Origin of the sequence: Paenibacillus sp. SZ31 (assembly GCF_012912005.1) — a bacterium.
Lineage (GTDB): Bacteria > Bacillota > Bacilli > Paenibacillales > Paenibacillaceae > Paenibacillus.
The window spans coordinates 210,047-226,940 of sequence record NZ_JABBEA010000005.1 but is presented as its reverse complement, the minus strand read 5'-3'; the positions used below and the strand labels follow the sequence as shown (position 1 = coordinate 226,940).

The 16,894-nt window shown below is 48.3% G+C and carries 16 protein-coding genes; 9 read left to right on the top strand and 7 right to left on the bottom strand.

What is annotated here, in order from left to right:
• Positions 1–57: 57 nt before the first annotated feature.
• Both HF638_RS13055 and HF638_RS13050 read left to right on the top strand, forming a co-directional pair.
• Positions 58–789 (top strand): metallophosphoesterase family protein, encoded by a 732-nt coding sequence (locus HF638_RS13055; RefSeq protein ID WP_169480597.1) that lies wholly within the window; start codon positions 58–60, stop codon positions 787–789.
• A 168-nt stretch (positions 790–957) separates the two neighbouring features.
• On the top strand, positions 958–1,590 hold the full coding sequence (locus HF638_RS13050; protein ID WP_169480596.1) for a GNAT family N-acetyltransferase: 633 nt from the start codon (positions 958–960) through the stop codon (positions 1,588–1,590).
• Between the two features lie 230 nt (positions 1,591–1,820).
• On the opposite strand, the gene HF638_RS13045 is transcribed toward HF638_RS13050, so the two are convergent.
• Positions 1,821–2,630, bottom strand: coding sequence for a histidinol-phosphatase (locus HF638_RS13045; RefSeq protein WP_169480595.1), 810 nt, complete (start codon positions 2,628–2,630; stop codon positions 1,821–1,823).
• 30 nt (positions 2,631–2,660) lie between these two features.
• On the bottom strand, positions 2,661–3,563 hold the full coding sequence (locus HF638_RS13040; protein ID WP_169480594.1) for a LysR family transcriptional regulator: 903 nt from the start codon (positions 3,561–3,563) through the stop codon (positions 2,661–2,663).
• A gap of 457 nt (positions 3,564–4,020) precedes the next feature.
• Here HF638_RS13040 and HF638_RS13035 point away from each other — a divergent pair, with 457 nt between their 5' ends.
• The 5 genes from HF638_RS13035 to HF638_RS13015 all read left to right on the top strand — a co-directional run bounded on the left by HF638_RS13035 (position 4,021) and on the right by HF638_RS13015 (position 9,075).
• Positions 4,021–4,479, top strand: coding sequence for a chemotaxis protein CheX (locus HF638_RS13035; RefSeq protein WP_036605799.1), 459 nt, complete (start codon positions 4,021–4,023; stop codon positions 4,477–4,479).
• A 55-nt stretch (positions 4,480–4,534) separates the two neighbouring features.
• Positions 4,535–5,308, top strand: coding sequence for an SDR family NAD(P)-dependent oxidoreductase (locus HF638_RS13030; RefSeq protein ID WP_169480593.1), 774 nt, complete (start codon positions 4,535–4,537; stop codon positions 5,306–5,308).
• Between the two features lie 393 nt (positions 5,309–5,701).
• The gene (locus HF638_RS13025; RefSeq protein WP_169480592.1) at positions 5,702–7,075 is read left to right on the top strand and encodes a DEAD/DEAH box helicase; all 1,374 of its coding nucleotides are present in this window, start codon (positions 5,702–5,704) and stop codon (positions 7,073–7,075) included.
• 27 nt (positions 7,076–7,102) lie between these two features.
• Positions 7,103–7,855 (top strand): ABC transporter ATP-binding protein, encoded by a 753-nt coding sequence (locus HF638_RS13020; RefSeq protein ID WP_169480591.1) that lies wholly within the window; start codon positions 7,103–7,105, stop codon positions 7,853–7,855.
• Positions 7,856–7,857: 2 nt separating this feature from the next.
• A complete protein-coding gene (locus tag HF638_RS13015; RefSeq protein ID WP_169480590.1) occupies positions 7,858–9,075 on the top strand; it encodes an ABC transporter permease in 1,218 nt (405 codons plus the stop codon).
• 171 nt (positions 9,076–9,246) lie between these two features.
• On the opposite strand, the gene HF638_RS28415 is transcribed toward HF638_RS13015, so the two are convergent.
• From HF638_RS28415 to HF638_RS13005, 3 genes are all read right to left on the bottom strand, one after another.
• Positions 9,247–9,375: a hypothetical protein gene (locus tag HF638_RS28415; RefSeq protein ID WP_017692471.1), complete on the bottom strand. Its 129-nt coding sequence runs from the start codon at positions 9,373–9,375 to the stop codon at positions 9,247–9,249.
• Positions 9,376–9,640: 265 nt separating this feature from the next.
• Positions 9,641–10,939 (bottom strand): aminotransferase class I/II-fold pyridoxal phosphate-dependent enzyme, encoded by a 1,299-nt coding sequence (locus HF638_RS13010; protein WP_169480589.1) that lies wholly within the window; start codon positions 10,937–10,939, stop codon positions 9,641–9,643.
• Positions 10,940–11,117: 178 nt separating this feature from the next.
• Positions 11,118–11,735 carry a pyridoxamine 5'-phosphate oxidase family protein gene (locus tag HF638_RS13005; RefSeq protein ID WP_169480588.1) on the bottom strand — a complete coding sequence of 206 codons (618 nt, stop codon included), beginning with the start codon at positions 11,733–11,735 and terminating at the stop codon, positions 11,118–11,120.
• Positions 11,736–11,891: 156 nt separating this feature from the next.
• Between HF638_RS13005 and pdxR the strand changes: the two genes are divergently transcribed.
• Positions 11,892–13,349 carry a MocR-like pyridoxine biosynthesis transcription factor PdxR gene (gene pdxR / locus HF638_RS13000; RefSeq protein WP_169480587.1) on the top strand — a complete coding sequence of 486 codons (1,458 nt, stop codon included), beginning with the start codon at positions 11,892–11,894 and terminating at the stop codon, positions 13,347–13,349.
• 177 nt (positions 13,350–13,526) lie between these two features.
• Positions 13,527–14,312: an AraC family transcriptional regulator gene (locus HF638_RS12995; RefSeq protein WP_169480586.1), complete on the top strand. Its 786-nt coding sequence runs from the start codon at positions 13,527–13,529 to the stop codon at positions 14,310–14,312.
• A gap of 347 nt (positions 14,313–14,659) precedes the next feature.
• On the opposite strand, the gene asd is transcribed toward HF638_RS12995, so the two are convergent.
• Complete coding sequence (gene asd / locus HF638_RS12990; RefSeq protein ID WP_169480585.1) at positions 14,660–15,451, bottom strand: archaetidylserine decarboxylase; 792 nt, start codon at positions 15,449–15,451, stop codon at positions 14,660–14,662.
• Positions 15,452–15,536: 85 nt separating this feature from the next.
• Positions 15,537–16,667, bottom strand: a complete 1,131-nt coding sequence (locus HF638_RS12985; RefSeq protein ID WP_169480584.1) for a YheC/YheD family endospore coat-associated protein — start codon at positions 16,665–16,667, stop codon at positions 15,537–15,539.
• Positions 16,668–16,894 lie beyond the last annotated feature (227 nt).

Here is a 16,894-nt window from a genome sequence, read left to right as displayed (position 1 = left end):
AGGAATATAAGATGAACGCAAAACATAAAGGATTCAACATGAATGGAGGTTATCCAGATGGAACGAATTGCGATTGTATCCGACATTCATGGCAACATGACTGCCTGGGAAGCAGTGTTAAAAGATATCCGAAGTCGTGGCGTGGAGCGAATCTTTTGTCTTGGTGACCTCGTAGGCAAGGGACCAGAACCGGTACAGGTTGTCGATCAGGTGAGAGCGACGTGCGAACTTGTCATCCGCGGTAATTGGGATGAGCTGGTTGCGGTTAACCAGGACAACGAGAATTTCACATGGCAAGCAGAACGGCTGGGAGAGGAACGATTGGCATATTTGGCGAATCTACCTTTCAGTCATCAGTTTCAGCTGAGTGGTCGCACCATCCGCCTGGTTCATGCTTCACCTCAAAGTGTATACCATCGTGTACAGCCTTGGGATGAGCTGGAAAAGAGGTTAGCGATGTTTGATCCTCCGGCTGATGAGCCTGACCGAGGTATGGCAGACGTTGTGGGTTATGGTGATGTGCATAACGCATACTTGCAGTATATGAATGGCAAGTTGCTGTTTAATGCAGGCAGTGTCGGTAATCCGCTCGATCTTCCCCAAGCTTCCTACTGTATTCTGGAGGGTGAGGATAGCAACGATAATAATACCCCGTTCAATGTTCAATTTGTGCGGGTACCTTATGATATTGAGCGGGAAGTAAAAGCTGCACAGTCGGCGAATGTCCCTGCATTGGATTTCTATATCCGTGAGATTCGTACGGGGGTCTATCGCGGGTTGCAGGAGTAGTCAGCACCCGAACCCTTTAGCGCTATTAATTGAATGATGCAATATGTTGATACTAAAATGCTAATACTAAAGTTCGTGGATCAGTTCAAATGGTATTACGCCGGATCACCTTCAGAGCATGCTTGTCTTACCGGACTAGAGCCCGTTTAGGCAAAAGGAGCGATTGTCATGCTTACCCGAAAAATGCTGGTTCAAGGTCTGCCCGCTTTGTGGACAGAGCGTCTTGTCTTGCGATCATTGCGTCAAAGTGATTACAGCACATTATCGGAACTCTTTTCCGATCCTCAAGTCATCCGATATGTGAATAGGGGAAGCCAGCCCACACCAATCAGGGCGAGACGGTTATTGAACCAGATACGGAGCAGCAGTGCCAAGCTGGATTCGTTACATTATGGGATCTGCTGGAGAGGTAAAGAACAGGTTATCGGGATCACGTCATTCCAGCACTGGAATGATCAGAATGGCACCGCACAGATTGGTTATATCCTGAACAGATCCTGTTGGGGCATGGGTGTGGCTACCGAGGCGGTAGAGCGGCTACTGCAGTTTGGATTTGCTGATCTTCATCTGTGGAGGGTGGAGGCACGTTGTTATGAGGCGAATGTATCTTCAGAACGGGTGCTAAGCAAAATAGGGATGTCCTACGAGCGGAGTCTTCCCTCGTTCGTACTACCTGATGAGGATGATGAGGCATCAGAATCCCTGATGGATGTCAAAGTGTACAGCATGTACCGGGAACAATACGTACGCCCGTTTCAGGAGAAAGACTTGCCGACCTTGGTATCTGACAAGCTGCAATAACATAGAGTAAGAGTAGTCGAACGTGAATGAATCGAACTTCAATCATTTGTTACACAATTGAAATATAGCTGCAATTGAACTCTAACAGACAGGGGGTAAACTTATCTCATGACCCCCTTTTTGATAATAGATAATGCTGTTGGGACCCGCGCGAGCGGGTTCATTTTTTTTGCCCAAAAACCCCCACGGTGCACTTCAGCATCCGGGGGGGGCTTTGTGTTTGCTCTATTTTACAGTGTTACAATCTGCATCTGTTTCTGCTTGAAGTACACCCAGTCGGTGAATCCGATCTCCTTGAGACGTGTACGAACGTCATCCAGCTCGTCTGCCACCCGCTGTGGTTTATGAGCGTCCGATCCGAAGGTCACCTTCACCCCATAGTGATGGGCCCGTTCCAAAATGGCATCTGACGGGTACCAGCCACCGCTGAGTTTGGTTTTGCCTGAAGTGTTAATTTCGATAGCTACGTTGGATTCGGCAATGACTTGTAACGTTTCATCAATGGCCTGATCAGCGATAATTTCCGAGAAGGGTGGATAGTTTCCTTTCATCGCATCAATATGCCCAAGGATCTGGAACATACCGCTGCGAGCCGATTCTCGGATCAATGAATAATAGCTTTCTTTTACTTCAACTTTGCGAGCATTGCTTAGTCCATTCCACCGGGTTTTGTTGAAGATACTCACATCCTCGGTATGGTGAACTGAACCAATAATATAGTCAAAAGGATACTGTCCCAGCGTGGTACGGTACAATTCCGCATGAGTAGGGAAGTAGTCGGATTCAATGCCGAGCAGCACATCGATTTTACCAGCGTACTCTTCTTTCAGAGCAAGGACTTCTTCCACATAATGCTGTAATTCCGATTTGCCCATTGCAATCCGGGGAAATGCCTGCTCAAGCTCACTGCCAAAGTATGGCGTATGATCTGAGATACCGATGGCCTGAAGTCCTGCCTCAATACCTGCCTCTATATAATCGCGGATGTTGCCGTCTGCATGACCACAACGAAAATGATGTGTATGAAGATCGAATTTCATATGGAATCCTTCCTTTCTCATGGCTCATTGTCATTCTGAACTGATGAATTGGGTTTCCGGCATGCCTTTGAGGTCACTTATGAATTGCTGCATTGCTGAGTTGAGGTAACGACTGGACTTATAGATAACACCAACAGGGTGACTGACCTCCAGCTCACTTAAGGGTATCATTCTCAGAGTACCTTGGCGCAACTCATGCGCAACCGATTGTTTGGATATGACAGCTGCTCCGAGATCAATCTCGACCATCCGTTTCACTTCCTCACTGCTAGACAACTCCATCACAATATTAGGTTCAATATTATGTTTCTTGAAGATGGTTTCCGTAAACCGGCGTCCTACGGTATCAGGGGACAGCAGAATCAGTGGTGTACTTCGGAGCACATCCACTGCAGCATGTTTTTTCTTCGCCAGCGGATGGGAAGGAGATACCACGAGTTCGAATGTGTCATAGTACAGCACAGATGTATTCAGGTTGGGATTGCGCTCCGTGAGATAACCGATACCAATATCAACCATACCATTTTCGACTTGAGTATAGATCTGTGATGAAGGCAGGGATTGGATACTGGTTTTGATCAGCGGGAATTGATCTTGGAAATAGGATAACACCCTTGGCAAGATCTGAATAGCAATGGAAGTCGTTGTACCCAGCACGATACGTCCCTGAGGCGTTTCATCGAGATCGGACAATTTTTGTTTCAACTCATCGACGATGTCGAGCATCCGTTCAGCATGCTCCAGAAATACCTGTCCCCGGTCTGTCAGGGTGACGGGTTGGTTGCGATCCACAAGAACGGTGCTGAATTCATCCTCCAGACTTTTGATCTGGGCCGAGACGGCAGGCTGGGTCAGGTTCAGAAGTTCTCCCGCTTTGCGGAAGCTCATCGTTTTGGAAATGGTAATTAGTGTCTCCAGTTGGCTTATGTTCATAGGTGACCTCCTTGCAGGCAAAGTATCTTGATTATGTAGTGTTTGGTGCGATGGAATCCCGTAACTGGTTATTGTTCCGTTATCTTAAATTATAGGTGATTCAGGACAGCAGAGCAATGAAGGCGATTCTCGGGATGAAAAGTAGTTCAAGAGACTGTGAAAAAAATGCGAATGCAAGATTTTGATTTTTTTAACAGTTGTGAGAAAACAGTCATAAAGTCCTAAATGCCTTTTGCCACGCACAATGATCGAAAAGCTTTCTTCAAAAGAAGTGAAAAGCTCTGTTTATTCGATAGAATCAGCTATAAACATTTGCCCCACGGATGACGATAAATTATAGTACACATGGTTTAACGAATTCTTAATGAATTCTTGTACGTGATAAAGTATAATAAATTTATTGAATATGGGACTTTTGGTGTGTGACCAATAACCCAGTGCGAGGGGGACATAGACAGTGAAAGCGGAAGTGATTAATCCTTTCCTGGAATCGGCACGGAACGTATTCGAACAGCTCATCCAGGTTTCGCCTTCCACCGGGAGTCTTGGCGTGAAGAATGTAGAGTACATTGCAGACCATGTCTGGATCGTGATCGGAATGACCGGACAACTTAGCGGAAACATTGTATTTGGAATCAATGAACAAGTTGCACTGAAAATTGTATCTGCGATGATGGGCGGATTCGTTATCACAGAAATGGATGAAATGAGCAAAAGTGCTATTTCGGAACTCGGTAATATGATCAGTGGTAATGCCAGCACCATCCTGTCGAACCAGGGTGTTGTGGTCGATATTACACCTCCACAAGTGATGAAATCCGAACATCTGACTACATTTAGTGCAACGAAAGCACTGAGCATTCCTTTGCTGATGGACGGCATTGGTGAGATGGATATTCAGGTCATGATCTCGTAGAATAGAACCATACGCCTCATAAGGCAATATGTGTTCATACGGGAGGACATCACGGATGCTGAAAGATCAGGTAGTGTTTATCACAGGTGCATCGAGTGGTATCGGTGCGCTTTGTGCGCGGATGCTGATAGAAGAAGGAGCCATCCCGATTCTGGCTGCCCGTTCGCGGGACAAGCTGGAAGAGATTGGTGCCTCGCTGAAAGGGCAGCATGAATTGCTTACGCTTGATGTTACGGACAGTGAGCAGGTTCAGGCAGCTGTGGATGCGATATTGCATAAATACGGACGAATTGACATTTTGCTGAATAACGCAGGTTATGGTAAATTCGCAGCCATGACGGACATGTCTGTACAGGAATTCGATGAGATGATGGACGTTAATTACATGGGCATTGTCCGCTGCACCAAAGCAGTACTTCCACAGATGCTGGAACGGGGTAGAGGACAGATTGTGAATGTGGCTTCCATGGCTGGCAAAATCGGTACGGCCAAATCCGCTTCCTATACAGCTACGAAACACGCTGTACTCGGATTTAGTAACGCGCTGCGTCAGGAGCTTCGCAAGACAGGAGTCCTGGTGACAACCATTAACCCGGGTCCGATTGATACACCATTTTTCCATCGGGCTGACCCATCTGGCAATTATGTGAATAATGTACGCTGGATGATGTTGAAACCGGAAGACGTTGCGGGTCATATGATTCGGGCGATGAAGAAGCGCAAGGAAGAAGTGAATCTGCCAAGACTTGCTTCTGCTGGCATATGGCTGTACCAGCTATTTCCACGTCTTGCAGACCGATTGTCGCACGGTGTAATGAATCAGAAGTAAATGCAATATTGGGCATCATATACGGGATGAAAGAAAGGCTCCGCCGAGGGGCTTTTCTTTTTTTTGTGTGCAAATTGATAATTCCTGAATAAGATTTGGTCCACGGGCTTTTTTCGCATATAATGAAAGGTAATGTGATGACAGGCTTCGGTTTTATACAAGCAACTTATATGTTTAACTAAACATTTACACAATAACAGAGAGGACAGAAATAACCTGAAGAAGCGAAGCGTGCACCTTTATCCCCGGATTTTTCCTTTTAAAAAAAGGAATCAAAAAAATCTGGGGATAACAGTGATCGGAAGGTTGTTCTGTCCTCGAAGTGTCAGTGTAAATAATAATTAGTTGAACTTATATAACATCAAAATGAATAAATTAAAAGGATGGACATACATGACGAATCAAACATTTGCTTCAATTGGCGTGGAACAGGATCTGGAGGCCGTTTTGGCGAAACATGGCATTAACGAACCTTCACCTGTACAGGCTCAGACGATCCCGGTTATTTTGGAAGGCCGAGATGTCGTATCCAAATCCCAGACGGGAACAGGAAAAACGTTGGCGTATTTGCTGCCCCTGTTACAATCCATCAAAATGGATATCAAAGGTACGCAGAAGCTTATTATTGCACCTACGCAAGAGCTGGCAATGCAAATTGTACGTGAAGCGCAACGTTATGCGGAAGAACGCAAGATCGGCGTATTGGGTCTGATTGGTGGCGCAGCAGCTAAACGTCAGATCGAGAAGCTGCGTGAGCATCCGCAATTGGTGGTGGGTACACCGGGCCGGCTGAAAGAATTGATTACACTCAAAAAACTGAAAATGCACAACGTTTCCACCATTGTCATTGATGAGGCGGATCAGGTATTCCAGCTTGGCGGCGTAAGTGACGTGAACTTTGTACTCAAGAGCGCATTGCGGGACCGTCAGCTGATTTTCCTATCAGCAACCATTGATGAGCATACGGCTGGGCTCGCGAAGCGTGAGATGAAAGAGCCTGTTCATATCGGAATTGAACCGGACCGCGCTACGGCTGCGGGCCTTGAGCATTTTTATTTTGTAGAAGAAAACCGCAACAAAATTGACATGCTGCGTCGTCTGGTCAGACAGTACAATCCGGATCGGGCGATCGTATTTGTGAATGCAACTGAAGATATTGGTGAAGTGGAAGCGAAAATGAATCATCTGGGCTTGTCCGCTGCTGCGCTGTATGGGGATGCTGACAAAGTGACCCGCAGTAACGTATTGTCTGCCTTCCGTAACGGTAAACTGCAATTGTTGATTGCCAGTGAAGTCGCTGCCAGAGGACTGGATATCGAAGGATTGCCAATGGTCATTAACTATGATCCTGCATTTGACTCGGAGCACTATGTTCACCGTGCAGGTCGTACAGGCCGGATGGGACGTTCAGGTATTGTTCTGTCCATTGTGGACGAAACACAGATCTTTATTATGCGTAAATTCGCACGCGAACTCGGGATTGAACTGCCAGAACGTGTACTCTTTGGCGGTAAAGTACTGGAGGCTGATCCGCGTCCGGATACACGTCCTGAGGGACATTCGTTCTCCAGAAAACCAGGACAATCCAGAGATCGCAAACCAGGTCAGGGCAGCCGCAATGGCGGTACCCGAGCTACAATCTCCAATTCGCGTCCAGCAGGTAGCAAACCAGCTGGCAATACTGGCCGCACGGAGCGCGATCAGGATCGTAAAAACAAGGGAGCACCCAAGTGGAGTAAAGACAAAACGCCACGCTCCGAAGAATAGAATCTGACGAAAGGGGTGCAGGGATAGATGGAAAACGTTCAATCGCCTGTTCTGCAAATCAGTGGGCTAAGCGGAGGTTATAGTGCCAAACGGCCGGTCCTTCACGGCATCGATCTGGAAGTCGGACGTGGAGAGATGGTTGGACTAATCGGATTAAATGGTGCTGGCAAAAGCACAACCATGAAACATATCCTCGGCTTGATGACCCCTCAACAGGGTGAAGTGCGAGTGATGGGCAAGAAGCGGGACGAGGATGCGCAGATCTACCAATCGGCCATGGCATTCGTACCGGAATCACCCGAACTGTATGATGAGATGACGGTGATGGAGCATCTGGAGTTTACGGCAAGAGCGTACAATGTGTCGGAGGCTGACTTCAAACAACGTACGGAGAAATTGCTGGCATTGTTTCGCATGAATGAAAAAAGTACAAGTCTGTCGACTCACCTGTCCAAGGGGATGCGGCAAAAGGTCATGATCATGTGTGCTTTTGTGGCCGGACCACCACTGTACATCATTGATGAGCCTTTCCTGGGACTGGACCCGCTAGGTATTCGCTCTTTGCTTGATTTTATGCTGGAGATGAAAGCTTCGGGATCATCCATCTTGCTCAGTTCACACATTCTGTCCACAATTGAAAATTACTGTGATCGTTTTATCGTTCTGCACCGTGGACAGGTCATTGCTCAAGGGACGCTGAATGAATTGCGCCTTCAATTCGGGGAATCGGATGCCACGCTGGAGCACATGTTCTATTCCCTCGTACAAGGCAGGGATTGAGCATGGATCTCAAGCTGCTATGGAAGCAAAGACGCACAGGATTCTGGAACGGAATTCTTCCTTATCTGGGTTATGTGATCCAGAGCGGTGTAGCTATGGTCTTTTTATTTCTCGTCATTGCGTTCTCCGCCTGGTATACATCGTTTGTCCAGAACATTCCCGCGGAATTTCCGATTCGCTGGATTGCATTGTTGCTGCTGGCACCACTAGTGCTGTTTAGCAGTTATCGTACATATCTGCTTCCGGCAGATATCGTGTTCCTGCGACCACAGGAATACCGGATGCAGGAATATTTGAAGAACAGCTTTGCCCGGGGTATTATCTATAAAAGTCTGGGCTTGCTGCTTGTGTTTGTTACGCTGTGGCCCCTCTATGTCAGAGCAGATCTGGATGCACGGCCATTTGGCTGGTTCATCGTATTCCTGCTGCTGTGGAAAGGGTTGTCCAGTTACGGAGCGTGGCAAGAGCTAAGAATGGTTCAGGTTGGGGCAGCAAGAGGATATCGTCTCTTGCGATGGGCTCTGGCAGTGCTGGCGGTTGGCGCATGGTTGTGGCAGCCACCGCAGCGTAGCGTCTGGTTCCTGCTGCTGCTAGCTGTCGTCTACATCGTTGCCTTGCGTGTACCGATGAAACATCGGGTAGCGTGGGAACGACTGATTCAGGTGGAGCAGGGGCAGGCTGGCAGGGTTATGCGGACACTAGGCTGGTTCGTGGATGTACCTTCATCCGGACAGAAAGTAAGTTCGCGTCGCTGGCTTAGCAAATTGGGAAGCGGTCTTCCCTGGAATGCGGGGAAAGCTTACCGATATCTGATTACCAAAACGTTTATTCGAACCGAAGTGTTCTCAATCGTGTTACGCCTAGTTGTGCTGGGCATGTTACTATCCTGGTGGACAGCAGGCAGCTACTTTGGTGTAGGTGTGTATCTGTTCTTCCTGTTGCTTGCAGGTGTACAGCTTGGTGCGCTGCGTCGCAGTCATAGTGAATCGTTCTGGATTATGATCTATCCGATCTCGGGAGAAAGTCGTCGTTCTCAGGTGTTAGGATTCATATTCCATCTGCACGCATTGGCTGCATTGCTCATGTGGCTGCCTATGCTGGCTGCCGGAGTGAGCGGCCTAAGCATCACCGGAGTGGCGCTTGTATTGGGCCTACTGGTCATTGTAATCATGCGGCGTTCGCAAGGGAACAAGTGGTTGAAGGAAGAAGAGGACGAGTAAACGATGGGACACCTGACAAGCTCGGATTATTAGATTGGGTTTAACAATGAGCGGTACAAAAGATAACAAAAGAAGGGTATGCCGGGCTGTATCCCGGTATACCCTTCTTTGTGCTGTAATGGAATCATGCAGTCAGATCACTTGGTTCTCGCGCAAGTGTGTGTATTGGTACTAACAGAGGAACGATTTAGTGATAATCACGAGCAAGATGAACAGAACGAGAATGGCACCTGTGTTTGTAAATCCTCCGCCGTAACCGCCGCATCCATAACCGCCTCTTGTATCTTCAACTCCAGACATGGTCATTCCCCTTTCAAGTGGTTGTTTGGCACGCCCTTGCGTACATCGTATACTATGTGCCTTGGGGGTAGGCTGATTGGGCCGATGCCCGGTAAAGTCAGAAATTGAAGCTTTTGGGCAGATGAAACACAAAAGAACCCTTTGTATATCCGGAGACATGAAACGTCGCCGTTATACAAAGGGTTCTTATATCATGCAGGGTACAGACATGATCCTGTGTCCCCTGATCTATTGAGATTGTTGTAACTTCGTTACGGTGTGTTAACTAGGTCGTTTGCAGATCCTGAACTCCACGATAGATGGTTTCATACAGATCTTCCAATCCGGATTCTTCGATACAGGAGAAGGCGATTCGCAGATCCGATTCACCCAGCGCGATTGTACCTACGCCGTATTTGTGCAGCAAGTGGCTTCGAAGTTCTTCAGCGCCAACTTCTTTCAGCTTCAGGCACATGAAGTAACCGGAGTTGAAGGGATAATAATCCCATGCATCTTCATACTTGCCGCTATCGAGAATGGCCTTCACCTTGTTGGCACGGCCTTTCATAATCTCGAACTTCTCCTGTTTCTGTGCTTCAAACTCCGGTGCTTTGAGCGCATCCAATACAAAAGTCTGGGAAGGATGCGGGCCACTGGAGATAGTCGCCCGGATAATACCGAGTGTCTTCTGTTCCAATGCGTGCAGAACGGCTGCATCTTCATGGGCATACGTAATGAATCCAACGCGGAAGCCCCATACGAATTCTTCCTTGGTTGCACCATCCACTTTTACAGTCAACACACGTGGATGAATGTTGGCAAGTTTGCCAAACAGGGATTCATGAATGGAATCTTCGAAGAACAGTCCGAAGTAAGCATCATCTGTTACAGCAACCACGTTAACGCCTGCTTCAGCTGCCTGAAGAATCGTGTTCACAATCGCATCTGCTTCTTCCGCTCCAGGCGTATAACCTGTTGGGTTATTCGGGAAGTTGAGCAGTACGATCGCTTTACCTTTGTCCTTCTGATCAAGCAGGGCCTGAAGCAGACCTTCACTGTTGAAGTTCAATTGATCATCGAACAGGGGATAATGAACCAACTGGCCATGACGACGAATTCCGAAGGTCAGCTCATAATTTTCCCAGTTTTTATCCGGATATATGACAGCGTCCTCTTCATCAACGAACAGGTCGGCTACGATACTTAGTCCATGGGTTAATGCATTGGTTACAATCGGGTTGCCGAACGTCTTGCCTTCAAGCGAAGGCGTTTCCTTCAGCATCTTATCTCTCCAGACGGTCCGCAGTTCAGGCTTGCCTGCAGGCGGAGCGTAAGGGTACAGATCCTTCGGCTGGAATGCAGAGAGCTTCTCCTGAATGACTGGAAGATGCATCGGCACACCGCCCTCCAGAGCAATACCAATCGTTGCATTATAGGTCTTGGCCAAGCTTGCTGCTTCAGCAGACTGACTTAAGATACCTTCTTTTGGAAAATAAATTTCTTTGCCGAGCTGTGACAGCATGGAGTAGACGTGACTGCTGCCTGCCTGAATACTTTCGTTCAACTGTTCAGCCAGTGGATTCATTCTTTTCATCCTTCCAAGTCTTTGGGATTCAACTGCCTAACATTATAACACCTTGACATCCCCCCGTCACGGAAATTACGCAACATGACAGTTATATCGCTTTACCGCGTTGTTGCAGAGGGTTTTAAGGTGGAAATTAGCTGAATTTATCCTTGGATGAATCCTTCGAAATGGATACTTATTGCTGATGAAATGGACAATATTTCCGCATCATCTCGGCGGTTTCGGTATCTCGTCCCTCATTGCGTTGTTCCAGTTGACCACTGATATGATCGAATCGTTCACTGGAGAGATTTTGTCCGAATTTAAACTTGGCGCTGATTCGTTCTGGCACAATTCTTACAACGGCTACAGCTTTGAGATTGCCTGTGTAACGCGAGTCAGTAGCATCAATGGGCACATATCCGCCTTGCGGCTGGAGTTTCTCCATGAATCGTTGCAGCACTTTACCCTTGATGTCCAGATCCTTAACTGGTTCTGCCTCACCGAAGGCCATGACACTTTTGAAGAAAGAAGTCGCCGGACAAGCAAGTTCAGGATCACTAAAGTAGGACGGAATCAGGGAGAACTCTTCTGCCACCGTGAAACTGACCGACGAATCCTGTTTGATCTGTTTCATCTTCTCGCCAGCCAGACTGCCGTGAAAATAAAAGTGACCGTCCATATAGACGAAATTCAGTGGTGTAACCCGTGGTTGTCCATCTGGACTGACCGTTCCCAGAAACCCGAAGGAGCACTGATCCAGAAATGCGGTAATCTCCTGTTCTTCATCTACTGTGAATTCTTTCCGTCTCATGTGTATTCCCCCATTAATAAAATGTATAATAGAACGCCATATCCTATGGATAACATTAGTTCATACATTGACAATGAAATAGATCCAATTTACATTCACTTTAGTAGGCCAATTGGTCCGCGATCAGGAATGAAGACGGATGGAGAGAGGTGCACGATGGAATTGTGGCTGCCGATGGATACGTATGAACTTCAGCATCGTTACAAGTATGAGGCATTGTACCATGCGTTACGTGATGCGATTCATGCAGGCACACTGGAGGGAGGCACGAGGCTTCCTTCGACGCGCGTACTGGCAAGGCAATATGAGATGTCACGTGGTTCGGTAGCTCAGGTGTACGACATGCTGCTTGCGGATGGTTATGTCCATGCACATCGGGGAAGAGGTACGTTCGTAACCGAAACATTATCCACACAGGAAAATGAGAAACAGGAAGCTGTTCTCAGGCTGTCTCCCTGGGGCGAACGAGTCCAGATGTTGAATACGCAACATGATGTCCCGCGAGCCCAGATGCCTTCACCCAAGCCGTCGATCATTAATTTCCAAATGCAGCGCATGCCTGCAGAACATTTCCCGCTGGCGGAGTGGAAGAGCGCACTCGCTGCTGTTCATCGCAGTGGTTGGCGAGAACCTAGCGGTGCAGCCGGTGATCCGGAGCTGCGTGAGGCCATCGCCTCCCATCTCAGATGGACACGTGGCATTCAGGCTGATGCATCACAGATTGTCTTGTTCAGCGGTTCAATGCAAGGCATCACCCTTCTATCCCAGCTGCTGATTGCAGAGGGGGAAGCGGTTGTATTGGAGAACCCGGGGTATCCGGGCATTGCCCATGCCGTTAAGTCCTGTGGTGGGAAAATCATCCCCGCAGATGTGGATACCGCAGGCATTATTCCTCAGCCTTGGGAGGCACAGACGTTATTTGTCACCCCTACCCGGCAGTTTCCAACAGGAGCCGTGCTGGGGTTGGACAGAAGACGTTCTTTGCTCGCGTGGGCCTCGAAGCGGAATGCGGTCATTATTGAAGATGATTACGACAGCGAATTCCGGTGGGGCGGAAGACCAATTGAGCCCCTCAAAGTGCTTGATCGTGAACAGCGTGTCATCTATGTTGGTTCATTCTCGCAAACGATGGTTGCTTCGTTTCGACTTGGCTACGCCGTCCTGCCACCTGGTCTGGTAGAACCGCTGCTTGCCGCCAAGGCGTTGTATGAACCGGTACCTCCGGCACTGCTGGAGCAGCGCGCACTGGCGAAGTTTATGACCCGAGGAGGTTACCTGAGGCACTTACGGAGGTTAACCCGTTTATATGAAGAACGGCATGATTTTTTTGTACGAGAGATGGAACTGCAGTTGCCGGAGGCATTCACGATGCATCTTGGTGATGCTGGATTGCATATCTACGCTACCTGGAATGGCGATGTGGATAGTTACCAGCAGTTTAAAAAGCTCGCTCAGGAGGATGGAATACTGTTCCGTGATGCAGAGCGATATCGGCTGACTTCAGGTCATCCGGCGGCCTGTTTTGCTTTTGCACATCTGGAGAAAGTAGAGATTACAGAGGGAATCCGGCGAATGCGGCTAGCCTGGGAGAAGTGCACATTTTCGTTTCGGTGAATTCCGCTGTATAATGGGATAAGACATTTCGCTCCTGTAGGAGCAGAGATCATATATAAGCAGTTGGTTTGAGTGATTCAACATTCCGAAATACATATGGCCTTGATTGAAGAAGTGAGATTCAGATCAGAATGATGCCATATGCAGAGAGATTAACTATCAAGGGGGAGTGGCGACATGCTGCAGGCATCGCCGTCATCATTTGTTATTTTGCCCGCTGTCGCCAAAATTGTCTGTGAACCGGGCTGGAAGTGGCAGAAGCGGGAAAAACCGATGCAAAACTATGATTTATTTTATGTATGGAGTGGTGAAGGAACGCTTATATTGAATGACCAGTCGTATGAAGTTGGCAAGGGTAGTTGTTTTCTGTTTAGGCCAGGCGATCATCCTACTGCAACACATAATAAGCAAAAACCATTGGTTCTGACGTATATTCATTTTGATGTGGACGTACCTGTTGCTGATGTTCCTCAGTCTTATCGTGAAGTACAGGAGACCGTGGAATTTGAGCACTTGTTGGCACGTTATGTAAGACTGTTCTTATCGGATGTGTACGGACGTGATGAAGAGAGTCGATTGATTCTGAAACAGCTGATGATTCATTTGCTGCGCGCCGATACAGAAGAACCTGTGGAGAAAAAGGTAAGCAACCAGTTATCCGATGTGATCCAGGAGGTCGCGAATTATGTGCGTCAGCATCCAGGGATTACGCATCGGGTGGAAGATTTGGCTGCACGGGCTGGCTTATCGCCCCGATACTTCTCGATCAAGTTCAAGGAACTGGTCGGATCATCGGTGCAATCTTATATTATCCGTATGCGTATTGAACGGGCAGAACATCTGTTGGTGCATACCGGCATGAATGTGACCGAAGTGGCTGATGCTCTGGGGTACCGGGATATCTTCTTCTTTAGTCGTCAATTCAAGCAGTATACAGGCAAAAGCCCGTCCGAGATTCGTTAGAATTCTGGTTGGAAAAACATGACAACGTTTCAAGTCTGGAACGCGAGGGTAATTATCTAGCATTCCAGATGACCAAAAGGGGGAACTTGTGATGAACGGAAAACGTCGGGTCCGCAACCGGGGATGCTCTACAAAAGGATGCAATATTTTCCGAAACCGTCTGCGCCGCTTCAAACCGGCAGAGGACTTGCAAGATGTGTGGTTTTGAGGAAAATTAAGCAGACCAATAACGACGGAGCGAAGCTTCGTATTGCATGTATACATGGATGAATATGAATGCATAAAGAGGATGGCACAATACCTGGTTACAGGTGCTGCGCCATCCTCTTTATTTGCGTATGGACTCATTAGTTCTTCGGTTTCAAACGACCAAGCAATGCGCCCATTTTGACCGAATCTCCTGGCTGTAAGCCAGGTTCCGGTTCGAATGTACCACTCTGCGTCAACAGAACAACAGTGGAACCGAATTCAAAATAGGCCAGATCATCGCCTTGTGCCCAGGTACTTGTGTCCGTGTCCGCATATTGTATGCTACTCACGTTCATCGCACCCACTTTGACAACCGCCACTTCACCGTAATCGTGTGCGATATACGTGATGAGCCGTTCGTTTCGACTAAGTACGGATCTCATATGGGTCAGGCCAAAATCATTCACGGGATAAACTTTGCCCTTGATGTGCTCGCTCTCTATTTTGCGGCCGCTGACAGGTGCATGAATGCGGTGATAGTCGCGAGGGCTGAGATAGAGGACGAACCCGTACCCGTGCTTGTACTTCTCCAGATGGGGAGAATGGTTTAATAATTCAGCAAGTGTATAATTTTGTCCCTTAACATTCAGGAGTGTGCCTGCAGATATCGGACCGGCTGCCGTAATCTTGGCATCGACCGGGCTGATCAGTGCATGCTCTGAAAGTTCCAACGGGCGCATGCCCGGTTTTAATTTGCGGGTAAAGAAATCGTTCAGTGAACGGTATTCCTTCCAGTCTTTCTCGGCCTCCTGAACAGGGATGTCGTAGGTCCGGACAAAATAAGGGATAAATGCCTTACTTCCCCGGCTTTTGGAGAAGGCTCCCACAGTCCGGGAGATCCATTTGCGCGAAGAAAGTTCGGTCATTAATCGCAACAGCGTTTTTGCCATGAATATCCCCCTTAGGGTTAATGCGAACTTCAAGGCCGGCATGACCGGCCGTTCTGCATAATATTGACACAGAATGCACACGAAATCAATATAATCCCCTATCGTATGTCTGTGGTTGTCTCGGAATCCTCGAATTCTGCTCCAGCAACAGACGGCCATAGGCCATCGGTTTGCTGTATGTGGTCTTCCAGTGTTCCGACATTCCAGCTTTACGAAAACCGTAGCGCTGATCCCGTCCATTACATTCAATAAAATAGATCTGACCGCTGCGCGTTATTCCGAGATCAAGGCCCAGATCAGCCAGGTGTGGCAGACTGGCGGCCAGGTTCTGGGCAATTCGGAGTGCAACAACTCCGATCCTGTGCTCCAGTCGAACCAAATCGAAGCCGGATTCTGCTGCCCCAAGGGCCTCCGCGAGCTTCATGACTTTACCGCCCTGGGCGATGTTGGTGACAAACGTATGAGCAGGAGCGGCTTTGGCAAACATGCCTGTAATTCCCCACAGACCATCGCTACCACGCTGTACGGATACCCGCAGATCTACCGGCCTGCCCTCATAACGCACCAGCGGGATACGCTCTTCAATGAGATAGGCATGGCGAAAGATGCGCCGAAGGGTGGAGGAAGGAAGCTGTCCTTTGCTCAATCGGAATGTAGCCCATCCTTTGCGTGCGGCCTTCGTCTCACAGGTCAGCTTCCACTGTCCATCTCGCTGAAAGACGCGCATAATGCCATGACCGATACTGCCGCTGCAGGGTTTGATGACGAGATCATCGTAATGTTCCATCATATAGGCCAGAGACTCTGGCGTAGCTTTAACTGCACGGGGCAGGTGTTCTCGTAAGCCCAGGTCCTGATGAAGCATGTCATGAATATGATCTTTACGGTACCGATTGCGAACGTTGAATACCTGAATACCTTGCAACATCAGCTTGGTGATCTGATGCTGTTCCGCCCGGCGAAGCTGGAGTGATCGGTTATGAATGACGGAGGGCAATGGCATGCGCTCACGAACATATTTACCTTCCTTTTTTACATAAGCAAGACATGTCTTCCGATCCGAATCAATATCTTCCAGCCGCAAAAAGCAGGGAGTTAATCCATAACTGGCCGCTGCCTGTTCATAATTCGCGAGTGATTCCTGACCGGTCCTTCCGGCCGGTATCCCCCGGTACATGCGTGAATCGAACATAATGCCGATCGTTTCTTGGAGCATGACCGTTCCTCCTTCGATGTTATCGCGACATGAATCGTCCATTCATGGAATGCCGGCCTGTCACCGCATGGCTCTGACATCGCGATAACGCAGACCGGTGTGTAGATGCATAGCCATGCACCAGTGTTTGATCAGACACAATATCCTATGACATGAATGGGATGGGGGCGTGGACAGCCGCCTTTCCACGACCACCCTGACACGCCTATTTCCACGAAGATCATCGA

What these genes read in the sequence shown, in the direction of transcription:
- HF638_RS13055 (WP_169480597.1), top strand. Translation starts at nt 58, where the DNA reads ATGGAACGAATTGCGATTGTATCCGACATTCATGGCAACATGACTGCC.
- HF638_RS13020 (WP_169480591.1), top strand. Translation starts at nt 7,103, where the DNA reads ATGGAAAACGTTCAATCGCCTGTTCTGCAAATCAGTGGGCTAAGCGGA.
- HF638_RS13045 (WP_169480595.1), bottom strand. Translation starts at nt 2,630, where the DNA reads ATGAAATTCGATCTTCATACACATCATTTTCGTTGTGGTCATGCAGAC.
- HF638_RS13025 (WP_169480592.1), top strand. Translation starts at nt 5,702, where the DNA reads ATGACGAATCAAACATTTGCTTCAATTGGCGTGGAACAGGATCTGGAG.
- HF638_RS13030 (WP_169480593.1), top strand. Translation starts at nt 4,535, where the DNA reads ATGCTGAAAGATCAGGTAGTGTTTATCACAGGTGCATCGAGTGGTATC.
- HF638_RS13040 (WP_169480594.1), bottom strand. Translation starts at nt 3,563, where the DNA reads ATGAACATAAGCCAACTGGAGACACTAATTACCATTTCCAAAACGATG.
- asd (WP_169480585.1), bottom strand. Translation starts at nt 15,451, where the DNA reads ATGGCAAAAACGCTGTTGCGATTAATGACCGAACTTTCTTCGCGCAAA.
- HF638_RS13015 (WP_169480590.1), top strand. Translation starts at nt 7,858, where the DNA reads ATGGATCTCAAGCTGCTATGGAAGCAAAGACGCACAGGATTCTGGAAC.
- HF638_RS13005 (WP_169480588.1), bottom strand. Translation starts at nt 11,735, where the DNA reads ATGAGACGGAAAGAATTCACAGTAGATGAAGAACAGGAGATTACCGCA.
- HF638_RS13050 (WP_169480596.1), top strand. Translation starts at nt 958, where the DNA reads ATGCTTACCCGAAAAATGCTGGTTCAAGGTCTGCCCGCTTTGTGGACA.
- HF638_RS12985 (WP_169480584.1), bottom strand. Translation starts at nt 16,667, where the DNA reads ATGCTCCAAGAAACGATCGGCATTATGTTCGATTCACGCATGTACCGG.
- HF638_RS13010 (WP_169480589.1), bottom strand. Translation starts at nt 10,939, where the DNA reads ATGAATCCACTGGCTGAACAGTTGAACGAAAGTATTCAGGCAGGCAGC.
- HF638_RS12995 (WP_169480586.1), top strand. Translation starts at nt 13,527, where the DNA reads ATGCTGCAGGCATCGCCGTCATCATTTGTTATTTTGCCCGCTGTCGCC.
- HF638_RS28415 (WP_017692471.1), bottom strand. Translation starts at nt 9,375, where the DNA reads ATGTCTGGAGTTGAAGATACAAGAGGCGGTTATGGATGCGGCGGTTAC.
- pdxR (WP_169480587.1), top strand. Translation starts at nt 11,892, where the DNA reads ATGGAATTGTGGCTGCCGATGGATACGTATGAACTTCAGCATCGTTAC.